The sequence below is a fragment of the Labilithrix sp. genome, assembly GCA_019637155.1.
Taxonomy (GTDB): Bacteria; Myxococcota_A; Polyangia; order Polyangiales; family Polyangiaceae; genus Labilithrix.
Map to the genome: position 1 here is coordinate 181,461 of JAHBWE010000007.1, position 16,150 is coordinate 197,610.

General features: G+C 68.8%; 16 protein-coding genes. 4 read left to right on the forward strand and 12 right to left on the reverse strand.

Annotation, left to right across the window (positions count from 1 at the left end; genetic code table 11):
• Positions 1 to 13: 13 nt before the first annotated feature.
• The 8 genes from rplB to KF837_16565 all read right to left on the reverse strand — a co-directional run bounded on the left by rplB (position 14) and on the right by KF837_16565 (position 6,354).
• Entirely contained in the window at positions 14 to 844 is an 831-nt protein-coding gene (gene rplB, locus KF837_16530; GenBank protein MBX3228930.1) for a 50S ribosomal protein L2, read from the reverse strand.
• A gap of 2 nt (positions 845 to 846) precedes the next feature.
• Positions 847 to 1,143 carry a 50S ribosomal protein L23 gene (locus KF837_16535; protein MBX3228931.1) on the reverse strand — a complete coding sequence of 99 codons (297 nt, stop codon included), beginning with the start codon at positions 1,141 to 1,143 and terminating at the stop codon, positions 847 to 849.
• A 2-nt stretch (positions 1,144 to 1,145) separates the two neighbouring features.
• Positions 1,146 to 1,799, reverse strand: a complete 654-nt coding sequence (gene rplD, locus KF837_16540; protein MBX3228932.1) for a 50S ribosomal protein L4 — start codon at positions 1,797 to 1,799, stop codon at positions 1,146 to 1,148.
• Between the two features lie 13 nt (positions 1,800 to 1,812).
• Entirely contained in the window at positions 1,813 to 2,130 is a 318-nt protein-coding gene (rpsJ, locus tag KF837_16545) for a 30S ribosomal protein S10 (protein ID MBX3228933.1), read from the reverse strand.
• 11 nt (positions 2,131 to 2,141) lie between these two features.
• Complete coding sequence (gene tuf, locus KF837_16550; GenBank protein MBX3228934.1) at positions 2,142 to 3,332, reverse strand: elongation factor Tu; 1,191 nt, start codon at positions 3,330 to 3,332, stop codon at positions 2,142 to 2,144.
• Between the two features lie 20 nt (positions 3,333 to 3,352).
• Entirely contained in the window at positions 3,353 to 5,467 is a 2,115-nt protein-coding gene (gene fusA / locus KF837_16555; protein MBX3228935.1) for an elongation factor G, read from the reverse strand.
• Between the two features lie 259 nt (positions 5,468 to 5,726).
• Positions 5,727 to 5,942 carry a hypothetical protein gene (locus KF837_16560; GenBank protein MBX3228936.1) on the reverse strand — a complete coding sequence of 72 codons (216 nt, stop codon included), beginning with the start codon at positions 5,940 to 5,942 and terminating at the stop codon, positions 5,727 to 5,729.
• Positions 5,935 to 6,354, reverse strand: a complete 420-nt coding sequence (locus KF837_16565) for a hypothetical protein (GenBank protein ID MBX3228937.1) — start codon at positions 6,352 to 6,354, stop codon at positions 5,935 to 5,937. Before KF837_16565 ends, KF837_16560 begins: the two co-directional genes overlap by 8 nt.
• Before the next feature lie 97 nt (positions 6,355 to 6,451).
• On the opposite strand from KF837_16565, the gene KF837_16570 reads away from it, so the two are divergent.
• Both KF837_16570 and KF837_16575 read left to right on the forward strand, forming a co-directional pair.
• On the forward strand, positions 6,452 to 8,266 hold the full coding sequence (locus tag KF837_16570; GenBank protein MBX3228938.1) for a hypothetical protein: 1,815 nt from the start codon (positions 6,452 to 6,454) through the stop codon (positions 8,264 to 8,266).
• Positions 8,263 to 10,095 carry an acyltransferase gene (locus tag KF837_16575; GenBank protein MBX3228939.1) on the forward strand — a complete coding sequence of 611 codons (1,833 nt, stop codon included), beginning with the start codon at positions 8,263 to 8,265 and terminating at the stop codon, positions 10,093 to 10,095. Before KF837_16570 ends, KF837_16575 begins: the two co-directional genes overlap by 4 nt.
• A gap of 10 nt (positions 10,096 to 10,105) precedes the next feature.
• On the opposite strand, the gene KF837_16580 is transcribed toward KF837_16575, so the two are convergent.
• The gene (locus tag KF837_16580; protein ID MBX3228940.1) at positions 10,106 to 11,926 is read right to left on the reverse strand and encodes an SLC13 family permease; all 1,821 of its coding nucleotides are present in this window, start codon (positions 11,924 to 11,926) and stop codon (positions 10,106 to 10,108) included.
• An 83-nt stretch (positions 11,927 to 12,009) separates the two neighbouring features.
• Here KF837_16580 and KF837_16585 point away from each other — a divergent pair, with 83 nt between their 5' ends.
• Positions 12,010 to 12,690 carry a hypothetical protein gene (locus tag KF837_16585; GenBank protein MBX3228941.1) on the forward strand — a complete coding sequence of 227 codons (681 nt, stop codon included), beginning with the start codon at positions 12,010 to 12,012 and terminating at the stop codon, positions 12,688 to 12,690.
• Positions 12,691 to 12,771: 81 nt separating this feature from the next.
• Here KF837_16585 and rpsG read toward each other — a convergent pair whose 3' ends face one another.
• Entirely contained in the window at positions 12,772 to 13,242 is a 471-nt protein-coding gene (rpsG, locus tag KF837_16590) for a 30S ribosomal protein S7 (GenBank protein MBX3228942.1), read from the reverse strand.
• 31 nt (positions 13,243 to 13,273) lie between these two features.
• A complete protein-coding gene (gene rpsL / locus KF837_16595; protein MBX3228943.1) occupies positions 13,274 to 13,672 on the reverse strand; it encodes a 30S ribosomal protein S12 in 399 nt (132 codons plus the stop codon).
• 358 nt (positions 13,673 to 14,030) lie between these two features.
• On the opposite strand from rpsL, the gene KF837_16600 reads away from it, so the two are divergent.
• A complete protein-coding gene (locus KF837_16600; GenBank protein ID MBX3228944.1) occupies positions 14,031 to 15,299 on the forward strand; it encodes a trypsin-like peptidase domain-containing protein in 1,269 nt (422 codons plus the stop codon).
• A gap of 15 nt (positions 15,300 to 15,314) precedes the next feature.
• On the opposite strand, the gene KF837_16605 is transcribed toward KF837_16600, so the two are convergent.
• Positions 15,315 to 16,136 carry an undecaprenyl-diphosphate phosphatase gene (locus KF837_16605; protein MBX3228945.1) on the reverse strand — a complete coding sequence of 274 codons (822 nt, stop codon included), beginning with the start codon at positions 16,134 to 16,136 and terminating at the stop codon, positions 15,315 to 15,317.
• Between the last annotated feature and the right edge of the window lie 14 nt (positions 16,137 to 16,150).

Consider the following 16,150-nt stretch of genomic DNA (forward strand, 5'->3'; position numbering starts at 1 on the left):
TTTCCCTTGTCGCTTACTTCTGGCCGCGGCGCTTGATGATCATCGAGTCAGTGCGCTTGTTGTTGCGCGTCTTCTGACCCTTCGAGAGCTGGCCCCACGGCGAGCATGGATGCCGGCCGCCGGAGGTACGACCCTCGCCGCCGCCCATCGGGTGGTCGACCGGGTTCATCGTGACGCCGCGCTGGTGCGGGCGCTTGCCGAGCCAGCGAACGCGGCCGGCCTTGCCGAGCGAGATGTTCGCGTGCTCGATGTTCGAGACCTGGCCGATCGTCGACTGGCAGTCCTGATGGATCTTGCGGACCTCGCCCGACGGCATGCGGACCTGCGCGTAGTCGCCGTCCTTCGCCATCAGCACCGCGCCGGTGCCGGCGGAGCGGACGAGCTGCGCGCCCTTGCCCTTGCGCATCTCGAGGTTGTGGATCGTCGTGCCGAGCGGGATGTAGCGCAGCGGCATCGAGTTGCCGGGCTTGATGTCCGCGTTGCGGCTCGCGATGACCTTGTCACCGACGGTGAGGCCGTCGGGGCAGAGGATGTAGCGCTTCTCGCCGTCCGCGTAGTTGACGAGCGCGATGCGCGCGGTGCGGTTCGGGTCGTACTCGACCTGCGCGACGGTGCCGGGGATGCCGATCTTGTCGCGGCGCCAGTCGATGATGCGGTAGCGCTGCTTGTGGCCGCCGCCGCGGAAGCGGCTCGTGATGCGGCCGTGCGTGTTGCGCCCGCCGGTCGACGTCTGGTGCTCCGTGAGTGAACGCTCCGGCTTCGCGCCCTTGGTGAGCTCCTTGAAGTCGTAGCCCGAGTAGTAACGACGCGCGGGGCTCGTCGGCTTGTATTGCTTGATTCCCATGATCAGCTCTCGCTCTGCTCGGCGAAGAAGTCGATGTTCTCGCCCTCGGCGAGCGTGACGACGGCCTTCTTCCAGTTCTGCATCTTGGCGTAGCCACGGCCCATGCGGCGATCCTTGCCGCGATAGAGCATGGTGTTCACGCTCTTCACCTTCACGGAGAAGAGCTGCTGAACGGCCTCCTTGATCTGGACCTTGTTCGCGTCCCGGAGGACCTCGAACACGACCTGGTTCTTCGCACGGAGCGTGTTGCTCTTCTCCGTGAGGAAGATCGGCTTGCGGATGACGGATTCGGGGGTCATGGTCAGCCTGCCTTCTTCTCGCCGTCCGCCTTCTTGAGGCAGCGGCTCTCGAGCGCCTTCGCCGCGTCCTTCGAGAGGACGAGGGTGTCGTGGCGGAGGAGGTCGTAAACGTTCACGCCCTCGGGGGGCAGGAACTGGTGGTCCGCACAGTTGCGGATCGAGAGGCGGAGGTTCTCGTTCGCCGCGACGTCGACGACGAGCGCCTTCTTCTCCGTCTTCAGCGTGGAGAGCGTCGCGAGGAGGGCCTTCGTCTTGATCTCGCCGAGCTCGAAGCGGTCGACGATGACGAGGCGGCCTTCCTTGTTGAACTTCGAGAGCGCCGACACGAGCGCGCCGAGGCGGACCTGGCGCGGCGGACGGTAGGACCAGTCGCGGTTGCGCGGCGGGTGCGCCTGGCCGCCACCGACGAAGGTGGGGGCGCGCTTCGAGCCATGCCGCGCGTTGCCGGTGCCCTTCTGCTTGTAGAGCTTCTTCGTCGAGCCCGAGACCGCGGAGCGGTTCTTCGCCGTCGCGGAGCCCTGGCGCTTGCTCGCGAGCTGCGCCTTCACTACCTCGTAGAAGAGGTGCTCCTTGACCTCGGCGCCGAACACTTCGTCGGAGAGGTCGACGGTGCCGACCTTCTCGCGCTTCAGGTTGAAAACATCAACGGTTGCCATGATTCGCTCCTGCTCAGCGCGGGGACTTGATCTCGACGTCGACGCCGGCAGAGAGATCGAGCTTCATCAGCGCGTCGAGGGTCTGCTGGGTCGGCTCGAGGATGTCGAGGAGGCGCTTGTGCGTCCGGACCTCGAACTGCTCGCGCGACTTCTTGTCGACGTGCGGTCCGCGGAGGACGGTGTAGCGCGAGATGTGCGTCGGCAGCGGGATCGGGCCCGCGACGCGAGCCCCCGTGCGCTTCGCCGTCTCGACGATGTCGTTGGCCGACTTGTCGAGGAGCTGGTGGTCGAACGCCCGGAGGCGGATACGGATCGTGGTAGCGGAAGCCATGATTCTGGTCCTTACTCGAGGATCTTGGTGACGATGCCGGCGCCGACGGTGCGGCCGCCCTCACGGATCGCGAAGCGCATCTGCTCCTCGATGCCGACCGGGGTGATGAGCTCGATCGTCATCGTGACGTTGTCGCCCGGCATGACCATCTTCGTCCCCTCGGGGAGCTGGCACGTGCCGGTCACGTCCGTCGTCCGCATGTAGAACTGCGGGCGGTAGTTCGTGAAGAACGGCGTGTGGCGGCCGCCCTCCTCCTTCTTCAGGACGTAGACCTCGCCCATGAACTTCTTGTGCGGCGTCACCGTGCCCGGCTTGCACAGGATCTGACCGCGCTCCACGTCGTCCTTCTCGATGCCGCGGAGGAGCACGCCGATGTTGTCACCCGCGCGGCCCTCGTCGAGCAGCTTGCGGAACATCTCGACGCCCGTAACGGTGGTCTTCCGCGTCTCGCGGAAGCCGAGGATCTCCACCTCTTCGCCCGTCTTCACCACCCCGCGCTCGACGCGGCCCGTCACGACCGTGCCGCGGCCCTTGATCGAGAACACGTCCTCGATCGCCATCAGGAACGGCTTGTCGATGTCGCGCACCGGATCCGGGATCTGCGTGTCGAGCGCCGCGATGAGGTCGCCGATCGAGTTCTCCCACTTCTCTTCGCCGTTGAGCGCCGGGAACGCCGCCACCTGCACGACCTTCGCGTTGTCGCCGTCGAACTTGTTCTTCGAGAGGAGCTCGCGCACCTCCATCTCGACCAGCTCCAGCATCTCCTTGTCCTCCACCGCGTCGCACTTGTTCAGCGCGACCACGATGTGCTGGAGACCGACCTGCCGCGCGAGGAGAACGTGCTCGCGCGTCTGCGGCATGACCGAGTCGAGCGCGCTCACGACGAGGATCGCCCCGTCCATCTGCGCCGCGCCCGTGATCATGTTCTTGATGTAGTCCGCGTGGCCCGGGCAATCGACGTGCGCGTAGTGCCGCGTCGGCGACTCGTACTCGACGTGCGACACCGCGATCGTCACCGTCTTCGTCGCGTCGCGGACCGTACCGCCCTTCGCGATGTCCGCGTAGCTGATGACCTTCGCGAGGCCCTTCTTCGACTGGACCTTCACGAGGGCAGCCGTGAGCGTCGTCTTGCCGTGGTCGATGTGACCGATCGTGCCGACGTTGACGTGGGGCTTCGTACGATTGAATTTTTCCTTGGCCATCTCTTTATCCTTGGACTCGTTTAGGCGGTGCCCTTGACCTTCGCGACGACCTCTTCCTGGATCGCGGCGGGGACGGGGGCGTAGTGCGAGAAGTGGAGTGACGACGTCGCGCGGCCCTGCGTGAGGCTGCGGAGGTCGGTGACGTAACCGAACATCGACGCGAGCGGGACCTCGGAGTCGATGACCTGCGCGTTGCCGCGCTGGCTCATGCCGAGGATCTTGCCGCGCCGCGAGTTGAGGTCGCCGATGACGTCGCCCATGTACTGCTCGGGGACGACGACCTCGTTCTTCATGATCGGCTCGAGCAGGTGGAGCTGAGCCTTCTTCGCGCCCTCCTGGAAGCAGAGGGAGGCCGCGATCTCGAACGCCGCCGCGCTCGAGTCGACGTCGTGGTAGCTGCCGTCGGTGACGGTCGCCTTCATGTCGACGAGGGGGAACCCCGCGAGGACGCCGCGCGCCATCGCGTCCTTCACGCCCTTCTCGATCGCGGGGATGAACTCCTTCGGGATCACGCCGCCGACGATGCCGTTCTCGAAGACGAAGCCGGTGCCGCGCTCGCCGGGCTCGATCGTCATGATGACGTGGCCGTACTGGCCGCGGCCGCCCGACTGCTTCGCGTACTTGTACTCGCAGGGGACCTTCTTGCCGATCGCCTCGCGGTATGCGACCTCGGGCTTGCCGACGTTCGACTCGACCTTGAACTCGCGGCGGAGGCGGTCGCAGATGATGTCGAGGTGGAGCTCGCCCATGCCGCTGATGATGGTCTGGCCCGACTCCTCGTCGGTGTGGACGCGGAAGGAGGGGTCCTCCGTCGCGAGCTTCTGGAGCGCGACGCCGAGCTTCTCGACGTCGGCCTTGGTCTTCGGCTCGACCGCGATGCTGATGACGGGCTCCGGGAAGATCATCTTCTCGAGGAGGATGGGCTTCTTCTCGTCGCACAGCGTGTCGCCGGTGCGCGTGTCCTTGAGGCCGACCGCGGCGTAGATGTTCCCCGCGTCCGCCTCGGTGAGCTCCTCGCGCTTGTTCGCGTGCATGCGGAGGATGCGGCCCATGCGCTCGCGCTTCCCGCGCGTGGAGTTCATGACCATCGTCCCCGACGCGATCGTGCCGGAGTAGACGCGGAAGAACGTCAGGTTGCCGTGCGGGTCGTTGATGATCTTGAACGCGTACCCGGCGAACGGCGCCTTGTCGTCGGCCTTCCGCTCTTCTTCCTTGTCGTTGTCCGGGTTGACGCCCTTCACCGGCGGGATGTCGAGCGGCGACGGGAGGTAGTTCACGACCGCGTCGAGCAGCAGCTGCACGCCCTTGTTCTTGAAGGCGGAGCCGCAGAGGACGGGGAAGAACTTGAACGACGTGCAGCCCTTCCGGAGCGCGCCGACGATCTCGGCCTCGGTGATGTCGTCCGTCTTGCCGTCCATGTACTTCGCCATGATGGCGTCATCCATGTCGGCGCACGCTTCGATCATCTTCTCGCGGTAGGCCTCGCACTTCGCGCGGATGCCCTCCGGGATGTCCTGCCACTCGTACTTCTGGCCCTTCGAGTCCTCGTCGAAGATCGCGGCGCGCATCTTGATGAGGTCGACGACGCCCTTGTGCTGATCCTCCTCGCCGACGGGCCACTGCACCGGCACCGGCGTGACGCCGAGGCGCTCGCGGATCGACTCGACGTTCATCTCGAAGTCGGCGCCGAGCTTGTCCATCTTGTTGACGAACACGATGCGCGGGACGCGGAACTTGTCGGCCTGGCGCCAGACCGTCTCGGTCTGCGGCTCGACCCCGTTGCCGCCGTCGAGGACCGCGACCGCGCCGTCGAGGACGCGGAGCGAGCGCTCGACCTCGATCGTGAAGTCGACGTGGCCCGGGGTATCGATGATGTTGATGCGGTGGGTGACCCCCGCGTGCGGGCCCTCCCCCGGCTTCCAGAAGCAGTTCGTCGCGGCCGACGTGATCGTGATGCCGCGCTCCTGCTCCTGGACCATGTAGTCCATCGTCGCGGCGCCCTCGTGGACCTCGCCGATCTTGTAGTTGACGCCGGTGTAATAGAGGACGCGCTCGGTGGTCGTGGTCTTCCCCGCGTCGATATGCGCCATGATCCCGATGTTTCGGGTCCTCTCGAGCGAGTATTCGCGGGGCATGGTGACGGGGATCTTTCGTTTCGGAGCCTGAAGACACGAAACCCCCTCTGGAGCACCGCCGGCTGTTTTCGGCGGAGCCGGCGTGATTCGCCGGGCTTCCAGAGAGGGTCCGAGGTACCGCTTCAACGCGTGGTTGGGGTAACCCGGTCCTTATGTCGCGATAAACATGAGCTTTCTAAGGTGTGCCTCATCCCCCGATCGGATCGGGGACGCGCGTTATTACTAATGCCCCGCCGGAAGTCAAGGCGGGGACGGCCCGTCAGCGCCCGTCCTCGGGATCGGCGTCCGGTTCCGGCGGCGGGAGCCAGCACGTCTCGTTGACTTCGTCGATCCGGACCCCCCTTCGCGCTGCGGCGCGCAGGGCCGCGCGCGCGAACCGCTGCATGCCTTCCAGCCACGCAAGACGCTGCGCCGGCGTGAGCGCGAGCCATGCCCGCTGCTGCTCCTCGTCATGCTTCTTCCACGCGTCAGCCATCGCTGCGCCTCATCTTGGCGATGCGTTCCAGAGCGACGATGTCGTCCGTGTCCTTCGCTCTCCCTGCGATCCGCTTCATCGCCACGAGATCGGAGATGCTCGCGACGGCAATGACGGCATCGTCGATCTCGATGTGCTCCGCCCGCGCGCGCGCGGAGGCGAAGTCGAACGGCTCTTGCGCGAAGACGTCGATCTGCATGCCGTCGCCGTGCGGCGACCAGAGCGTGAACACGAGCCCGGCGAGCGCCTGCATCGCGCGGCGTACGTTCTCCTCCGCCAGATGGAGGACCAGGTCGAGATCGCCGGTGACGCGCAAGTGACCGTGGAGCACCACCGCCACGCCGCCGACGACGAGGTAGTCGACGTCCGCCGCGCGCAGCGCGCGGAATACAGGAAGGAGCGCGCTCTCCATGGGTCGCGCCACGATCGTACCAGGGGGCCAAGCGGATGCTACCCGGCGGCGCCGCGGGGCGCGTCGAGACACCTCTCGAGTGCTATGGTCCGGCGCGATGGCCGAGGTCGAGTTGCCCGACGAAGAAGAGCCGCCGCGCTCCGGGCAGCGGAGCGCCTCGTCCGGGCGACGGGAGGTGGCGCCGCGCGACGTCCTCGCCACGTTGCTGCCGCCGAAGGACCGCGTCGATCTCACGCGCCGGTTGATCGCGCCGGTCGTCCTCGCCGTCATCCCGGTGTGGTGGGTCGTCGACGCGACGAAGCGCGCGACGCTCACGACGATCGGGCGCGACCAGGGGATCTTCCAGTACGTCGCGTGGGCCCTCATGCAGGGCGACGTCGACTACCGCGACGTCCGCGACGTGAACGGGCCGCTCACGCACCTGATCCACATGCTCATGCTCCGCCTCGGCGGCGCGGACGAGCATCGCTTCCACGTCCTCGACATGATCGCGACCGGCGTCACGTTCGCGCTCGCGGCGTATCTCCTCCCCGGCGTCATCACGAAGAAGGAGCCGCCGCGCCTCGAGCGGCTCGCGTGGGCGGCGGCGGGGTGGGTCGTCCTCGCCGGGCAATACGGCCTCTATCTGTACTGGAACCAGGCGCAGCGCGAGAGCTTCTGCGATTGGTTCCTCCTCCCGAGCCTCGCGCTCCAGGCCGCGCGCCCGGGAGCCAAGCCGGCGCGGCGGATCGTCGTCGTCGCCGCGCTCTCGAGCATCACGTGGTTCTGCAAGCCGACGTTCGTGCTCTTCACGCTGATGCAGCTCGGCGTGCTGCTCGTCGATCGCGAGGTGCCGCTCGCGCGGAGGGCGCGCGTTCGCCTCTTCGCGCTGGGCGCCGCGCTCGGGGGCGCGCTCCCGCTCCTCTTCCTCCTTCGCTACGGCGACGTCGTCGCGTTCGTGAAGATCATGGCGCGCGACGTCCCCCAGATGTACCGCTTCATCTGGCCGAAGAGCCCGCAGGAGATCCTCGGCGAGGAGGGCCCGCTCGGCGCGGCGACGCTCGGCCTCGCCGTCTCCGCCGCGCTCGCCGCGCTCGTCGCGATGCGCGAGCTGCCGCGCCGCGTCCTCGTGCTCGCCGCCGCGCCGGTGGTGGGGCTCGCCGTCGTCCTCGTGCAGGCGAAGGGCTTCGGCTACCACTTCCACCCGCTCACCGCGTCGGCCCACCTCGGGCTCTGCCTCGTCGTCCTCTACCTCTGGGAGCGCTTCCGCCACACGTCGCGCAAGCGCCCGCTCGGGCGGCTCGTCGCGCTCGCCGCCGCCGCCGCGCTCGGGCTCTTCGTCGCGTCGAACATGCGCGCGAGCACGCACACGCGAAACTACTGGATCCTCGCCGGCGGCGAGACGCCGGAGCGGCGGCAAGAGAAGGAGTACTTCGACACGTTCAAGACGTACGACTTCTTCCCGTGGGAGATGCGCCAGGCCGCGAGCTACCTCGCGGAGACGACGGCGCCCACCGCGCGGGTGCAGGTCTACGGGATGGACCCGTACCTCCTCTTCCTCGCCGAGCGCCGGAGCGCGACGCCGTACATCCTCGCCTACGACCTCAACGTCGACGCCGCGCTCGAGGGCGGGTGGGGCGCGAAGCCCGACTGGAAGGACGTCGCGCGCATCGTCGCGGGGAAGAACGAGCGCCAGGCCGACATGCTCGCGCGGCTCCAGGCGTCGCCGCCGGAGGCCTTCGTCTTCATCGATCGCGCGCCGCTCATCTCCTTCGTCGAGTCGGCGTGGGACGACTTCCGCTACTGCTGCATGGAGGCGGCGACCTGGGTCGCGGCGAACTACCACGCCGCTCGCTCCTTCGGGGACTTCCACGTCTGGCTGCGCGACGACTCGCCGGTGCCCGATCAAGCCGAAGGTCAGATGTGGCCGTGAGCACGCGACCGGGGACGATCCCGCACCTCCCGGCGCTCGACGGACTCCGCGGTCTCGCGCTCCTCGGCGTGTTGTTCTTCCACTCGAAGAAGCTCCTCGTCGGCGGCTACCTCGGCGTCGACCTGTTCTTCGTGCTGTCGGGTTACCTGATCACGTCGCTCCTCATCGCGGAGCGGCGCGCGGCGGGGCGCATCGCGCTCGGCGCCTTCTGGATCCGGCGCGCGCGGCGGCTCTTCCCCGCGCTCTTGTCGCTCATGCCCGCCGTCGCGCTCTATTGCTGGCTCTTCGCGCAGCCCGACGAGCTCGCGCGCGTGCGCTCCGACGCGCTCGCGACCCTCGCCTACGTCGCGAACTGGAGCGGCATCTTCGCGGAGCGGAGCTACTGGGACCTGTTCGCGGCGCCGTCGCCGCTCGAGCACACGTGGAGCCTCGCGATCGAGGAGCAGTTCTACGTGGTCTGGCCGCTCGTCGCGCTGCTCGCGTTGAAGGGCCCCCAGACGCGGCCGCGCACGGTCCTCGTCATCGCGCTGCTCGGGTTCGCCGCGTCGGTCGTGACGATGCTGGTCCTCTACACGCCGGCGCGCACGTCGCGCGTCTACTTCGGGACCGACACGCGCGCGGCCGCGATCTTCGCCGGGATCGCGCTCGCGGCGGTGCTGCCGCCGTCGACGACGTTCTCGCGCTCGGCCGCGCGGAAGCTCGACGTGCTCGGCGCGATCGCGTTCGTCGGGCTCGCGATCGCGTGGTGGCGCTTGCCGGGCGAGAGCCGGTTCCTCTACCGCGGCGGCTTCTGGCTCACCGAGCTCGGCGGCCTCGCGCTCATCACGTGCGCGGTGGCGGGGCCGAAGGTGAGCGTCGTCGCGCGCGTGCTCGCGTTCAAGCCGCTCGTCTGGGTCGGGATCATCAGCTACGGGCTCTACCTCTGGCACTGGCCGATCGACGTGTTCGTCACGCCGGCGCGGTTCCACGTCTCCACCAACGTCGCGCGATTCATGCAGTTTGCATCCACCTTCGCGATCGCGACCGTCTCGTACTTCGTGTTGGAGAAGCCGATCCGCACGCGCGGGTTGCCGTTCGGCCGCCCCGCGCTCGTGGTCCCGGCCGTGGTCGCGCTCTCGTTGTTCCTCGTCGTCCGCGCGACGCACGCGCGCCCGATCCCGCCGCGCAACACCGCGCACGAACCGATCGAGCCGGTGGAGGCGACCGGCTTCGCGCCGCAACTGAAGGTCATGATCCTCGGCGACTCGACCGCGAACTCGCTCGGCTGGACGCTGCGCGGCGTCCGCAAGCCCGGCGTCGCGGTGGAGCTGCGGGGCAAGGACGGCTGCACGATGGTCTACGACACGTGCCGCGGCGACCAGTGGAGGGCGGACACGGACGAGGTCCGGCCCGACGTCACGCTCGTGTTCGGCGGCGGCGCGTTCCTGCATCCGTGGGCGGCGAAGAACGGCGACTGGGTGAAGGCCTGCCACCCGGAGTGGGACGCGCAGTACGAGCAGGTGCTGATGCAGCGCCTCCCCGAGCTCGTGCGCCCGAAGACGCGCGTGTTCGCGGTCACGCTCCCGCACTCCCGCCGCCCGTGGGACGGCGAGGAGGAGGACCGCGAGATCGACTGCGTGAACGCGCTCCTGCGCCGCGCGGCGAAGGCGGTCCCGGGCGTCTTCATCCTCGAGCTCGGCGAGCGCGTGTGCCCGCACGGCGAGTGCCCCGAGCGCGAGCCGGGCCTCGAGCACGGCGTCCGGCCCGACGGGATCCACTACGACATGGAAGGCACGCGGCCGGTGGCGCGCTGGGTGCTGGAGCAGATCGTCTCGAACGTCGCGCGGTGAGGCTCGTGCTTCAGAACGGCCACACGAGCGGGATCAGCGCGACCGCGGTCGCGAGGACGAGGAGCTGGAGCGGGAGCCCGACCTTCGTGTAGTCGGTGAAGCGGTAGCTCCCCGGCGTCATGACGAGGACGTTCACCGGTGACGCGATCGGCGTCGCGAACGCGGCCGACGCGGCGAACGCGACGCCCATGAGGAACGGCTCCGGCCGGACGCCGAACGCGGCCGCGAGCTTGAGCGCGATCGGGGCGACGAGGACCGCGGTCGCGGTGTTGGAGAGGACCATCCCGAGGCCCGACGTGATCGCGACGAGGAGCGCGAGCACCACGATCGGGCTCGCGCCGTGGAGCACCTGCTCCACCGCGGCGACGGCGAGGCGCGTGCCGCCGGTCCGCTCGAGCGCGGTCGCGAGCGGGATCATGCCGGCGATGAGGACGATGCTCTCCCAGTTCACCGAGCGGTACACGTCGGCGGGGCGCACGCAGCCGGTGAGGACGAGCGTGATCGCGGCGAGGAGGACGGCGACGACGTTCGGGAGCCAACCGAACGCCATGACGAGCAGCATCGCGAGCGTGATCGCGACGGAGCCGATCGCGTGCGGGCGATCGAGGAGGGCGACGGGAGCGGCGTCCGGCTCCGCGACGAGGACGAAGTTGGCGCGCTCGTCGCCGAGGTTCCGGAGGTACTTGCGGCGTCCCTTCACGAGGAGCGCGTCGCCGGCGCGGAGGACGAGATCGCGGAGCGCGGAGGAGGAGTGGCACACGTACGCGCTCCCTTCGGCGCGGCGGACGGCGAAGACGTTCGCGCGGTAGCGATCACGGAACTTCGCGTCGCGGAGCGTGCGGCCGACGAGGCTCGAGCGCCGCGGGAGCACGACCTCGGCGAGCGACTCCTCCGACGGGAGCGCGAACTCGGCGGCGCCGGGGCGGAGATCGAGCGCGAAGTGCGCGGCGAACGCCTCGATCGCCGCGTCGGTCCCGAGGACGCGGATCTCGTCGCCGGCGGCGAACACGACGGGAGGCACGACGCGGAGCGCCTCGCCGGCGCGCTCGATCGCGACGACGGTGACGGCGTGCGCCGCGCGCGGGTTCGCCGCGGCGAGCGTCATCCCCACGAGCGACGAGGCGGCGGGGACGCTTGCTACGCGGAGCGCGCCGCCGAGCCCGAACTCGGTCGCGAGATCGCTCTGGGACAGCGCGCGCGAGACGAGATCGGCCTTCTCGCCGGCGGGGAGCACGCGGCGTCCGAGGAGCGCCATGTACCCGACGCCGACCGCGAGCGCGGCGAGCCCGGGCGCGGTGAAGCTGAAGAACCGGAACGGCTCGCGCCCGGCCTCGCGCAGCGCGTCGCTGACGAGGAGGTTCGGCGGCGTGCTGATCAGGGTGAGGTTGCTCCCGAGGTGCGCCGCGAACGCGAGCGGCATGAAGAGGCGCGCGGCGGGGATCCCGCGGCGCTGCGCGAGCGTGCCGACGACGGGGAGCAGGATCGCGACGGTGCCGGTGGAGCTCATGAAGGCGGAGACGAACGCGGTCGCCGTCATCGTGACCACGATCACGCGCGTCTCGGTCGCGCCGGCGACGGCGTCGAGGTGCCGCCCGAGCCAGTCGGCGACGCCGGTCTCGGTGAGCGCCGCCCCGACGACGAAGAGCCCCGCGATCATGATGACGGCCGGGTTCGCGAACCCGGAGAGCGCGACGTCGACCGGCACGACCGCCGTGACGGCGAGCGCGAGGAGCGACCCCAGCGCGACGACGTCGAGCCGAAAGCGATCGAGGACGAAGAGGAGGATCGTCGCCCCGAGGACGACGAACGTGATGACGGTGTCGCTGCTCACGCCCGCGAGAGCCTACCTCACGTTCCCCCGCTCGATGCGGCTTCGACGTGCCCGGCCTCCCTGGACCGGGTAGTGTAGGCGCCGTGAGCGCGGCGGCGAAGGAGCTCTTCGAGGCCGCGTGTGCGGCCGAAGCGACGAAGTCCGGCTGGGACGGCGGCGAGTTCTCGACGAACCCTCACGAAGGCGCGGCCCCGCAGCTGCCCGCGTTCCGCGCCGCGCCGGGAGCGCTCGCGATCTGCCTCGACGAGCTCGAAGGCAGCACGTACGGGGCGCCCTTCCGCGTCGCGATCTTGGCGCTCCACGGCATGCGCCTCGAGCCGAGCCAGCGCCTCGGCGCCGGGCTCGAGCGAGCGGTCGTGGAGCTCGAGCTGCCGGAGGACTTCCTCGTGCGCCTCCGAGCGGTGGAGCTGCTCTGGGAGCTCCACCCCGAGCGCGCGAGACGCCTCGGTCTCCATCGCTCGAAGGACTGGATGGACCACATCGGCAAGTCGATCGGCGACGCCGCCGCGCGCGCGGCGTTCTTCCGCGATCTCTTCGCCGACCCCGATCCGAACGTCGCCGCGCTCGCGCTCCGCTGCGCCTACCTCTACGCGTTCGACGCCGACGGCGGCGACGCGCGGCGACACGTCCCGCGCGAGGTCGTCGAGGCCCTCTCGAAGCACGACTCGCGCATCGTCCGAAAGTCCGCCGAGGACTACCTCGCGTCGTTCACGAGCCCGTACAACCGACCCCTCTGCTTCGCGCAGAGCCGGCGCATTTCGTAGAGGCGGTGCGCAGAACGCAGAAACGCCCGCGAGCCAGAGGGCCGCGGGCGTCTCCCATCACGCGGGCGCGTGCGCGCTCGGCTACCAGCGGTAGTGCGCGAAGGCCTTGTTGGCCTCGGCCATCTTGTGCGTGTCGTCCTTCTTCTTCACCGCGTTGCCGCGGCCCTGGGCGGCGTCGACGAACTCGGCGGCGAGGCGCTCGCGCATCGTCTTCTCGCCGCGGTCGCGGGAGTAGAGGACGAGCCAGCGCATCGCGAGCGCGACGCGGCGCTCGGGACGGACCTCGACCGGGACCTGGTAGGTCGCGCCGCCGACGCGGCGGCTCTTCACCTCGAGCTTCGGCTTCACGTTGTCGAGCGCCTTGCGGAACACCTCGATCGGGTCCTCCTTGAAGCGCTCGCCGATGACGTCGAACGCGCCGTAGAGGATGCCCTCCGCGACCGCCTTCTTGCCGTCGAACATCAGCGTGTTCGTGAACTTCGAGACGAGCTTGTCCTTGTACTTGGGGTCCGGAATGATGCGGCGCTTCGGGACTTCTCTACGACGGGGCATAGTTCTGCTCTCTTCTCGTGGTTCCGGACTATCAGGCCTTCGGGCGCTTCACGCCGTACTTCGAACGCTTGCGGTTGCGGTTCGCCTTGTTCGTCGACGACGGGCCGATGGCGCCCGACGCGTCGAGCGTGCCGCGAACGACGTGGTAGCGAACGCCCGGGAGATCCTTCACGCGGCCGCCGCGGATGAGGACGACCGAGTGCTCCTGGAGGTTGTGCCCCTCGCCCGGGATGTAGGAGGTGACTTCCATGCCGTTCGTCAGGCGGACGCGGCACACCTTGCGAAGCGCCGAGTTCGGCTTCTTCGGCGTGGTGGTGTAGACGCGGACGCAGACGCCACGCTTCTGCGGGCAGCTCTTGAGAGCGGGGGACGCGGTCTTCACGCGCGCAGCCAGCCGCCCGTGGTTGATGAGCTGATTGATCGTCGGCATTCGAAGAAATTCCTGCGGTTTTTACGTGTTCGGGCTTTGGGGAGGGCGCACTCTAGTCGCGGCCCTTCCCCTGTCAAGAGTGCTCGCGCGCGCGAGCGCCCGGCACCTTCATTAGCGAAGAGCGGTTTCAGATTCCATCGCCCTGATGCGGAACGTCGTGTCACCCGATTGAGACGACAGAAACCTACATCGTTCCATGGGGTAGGCGTTCGTGAGGTCTCGAGTCCTCAGCGTAGATGGAGGAATTCACGAGAGATTTTGTGCGTCTCCGCCTCGACAATGGCCGTTCTCGAAGTATGTATCCATCACCTACCTGCACACCTTTCCCTTGGTGTCGGGCAGTTTTTGGAGGAACGTCGTGAACATCCGGACTTCGATTCTCGGCCTGGCGTGCGGTGCCATCCTCGCGAGCTCCCTCGCGACGATGACGGGGTGCGACGGCGCGGACGAGGCGACCGAGCAGACGACCTCCGCCGAGACGATCCGCTCCGCGAACGTCGCGCTGACGCTCCAGGACGAGAGCGGCGCGCGCATCGGAGAAGGCTCCGGCATCCTCATCTCTCCGCGCCTCGTCCTCACCGCCGCGCATCTCGTGTCGGGCAAGACCAAGTGGTCGGTCAAGACCGCCGACGGCAAGACCGCGAACGGCGTCCGCGGCGTCACGTACGACTGGCTCGTCTACAACAGCTCGAAGTCGCACCCGCGCAAGCACGACGTCGCGGTCATCTACCTCGATCGCCCGATCCGCCTCGCCGAGTACCCGAAGGTCGCGTCCGCGCCGCTCGCGGCGGGCGCGGCGGGCACGCGCATCCACGGCAGCGGCGCGTCGTTCACGACGATCCCGAGCACGTTCACGCGCATCAAGACGTTCCCGAACTCGTACGTCACCGAGATGGGCAAAGGCGAGACGCTCGACACCGGCGGCGCCGTCCTCGACGCGCGGAACCACATCGTCGGCGTCGCGACCGGTCAGGGCATGACGACCGGCAAGTTGTATATTGCACGCGTCGACGGCGTGAGCGGCTGGGTCCAGGAGCAGACGAACAACTGCGACAGCGGCAAGGACGATCCGTACAAGGACCCCGTCGTCGTCAAGACGTACACGCCGCCGTCGAGCAGCGGGACCAGCGGCACCACCTCCTCGACCTCGTCTTCGTCCGGCACCACGACCTCGTCGTCCTCCGGCATCACCTCCTCGTCCTCCGGCACTACGTCCTCGTCGTCCGGCACCACGACGTCGAGCTCGGGCAGCACGACCTCCAGCTCCGGCAACCCGGAGACGTGCGAGGAGCGTACGTCCGGCAACTGCTACGGCCAGTGCACGACCTCGACGAGCTCGTCGTCTTCGTCGTCCTCGACCAGCAGCTCCGGCTCGAACCCGATCGATCCGCCGCCGGCGACGTCGTCGGGGGTCACCTCCAGCTCCACGTCCTCGTCCTCGAGCAGCTCCGGCGGCGTCGACGACAGCCCGTGCACCGATCCGGACGACGATCCGGAGTCGTGCCCGCCCGATCCCGACGGCTGCGAAGGCCCGCAGTGCGGCGGCGGCGTGCCGGATCAGAACACGAACTACGGCGCCTGCGCCTGCAGCGGCAACGGCAGCAACGACGACAGCGACGTCCGCTGAGCGAGAGCGAGAGCGTCAGCGCAAGAGCGCGAGCACGCCGATGCCGAGGAGGATGCGGTAGATCCCGAACGGGACGAGCCCGCGCTTCTTCAGGTACGCGATGAACGCGGCGATGACCGCCCACGCGACGACGAACGAGACGACGAGCCCGATCGCGACGTTCGCGACGCCGATCTCCGCGAGCGCGTGGCGCGACTTGAGCATCTCGTAGAGCGTCGCCGCGCCGAGGGTCGGCAGGCCGAGGAGGAACGAGAACTCCGCCGCGGTCGCGGTCGACAGGCCGGTGAGCTGGCCCGCGACGATCGTGCACATCGAGCGCGACGAGCCGGGCCACATCGAGACGCACTGGCCGAGGCCGATCAAGAACGCGCGCTTCGGCGTCACGTGCTCGAGCCCGACGAGGCCGCTCTGCTCGTCCTCGGGTCTCCCCTTCGCGCGCAGCGCGCGGATCGCCTCGATGACGATCATGACGATGCCGCCGACGATGAGCGCGGCGGCGACCGGCGTCGGCCCGAAGAGGAGCGCCTTGATCTTCTTCCGCAGGAGGAGCCCGGCGATGGCCGTCGGGACGAAGCCGAGCGCGAGCGCGAGCAGGAGCTGGACGCTCGCGCGCTCGCGCCGCGCGAGGCCGACCACGCGCATCGCGAGGAGCTTCCGGTACTGCACGACGACCGCGAGGATCGCCCCGAGCTGGATCACGATGTCGAAGGCGTCCGCGCCTTCGCTCTCTTGCCCGAGGAAGTGGCTCGCGAGGATGAGGTGCCCCGTCGACGAGACGGGCAGGTACTCGGTCAGCCCCTCCACCACGCCCAGCAACACCGCCACGACCGGGCTCATCGGCTCGTTCACCA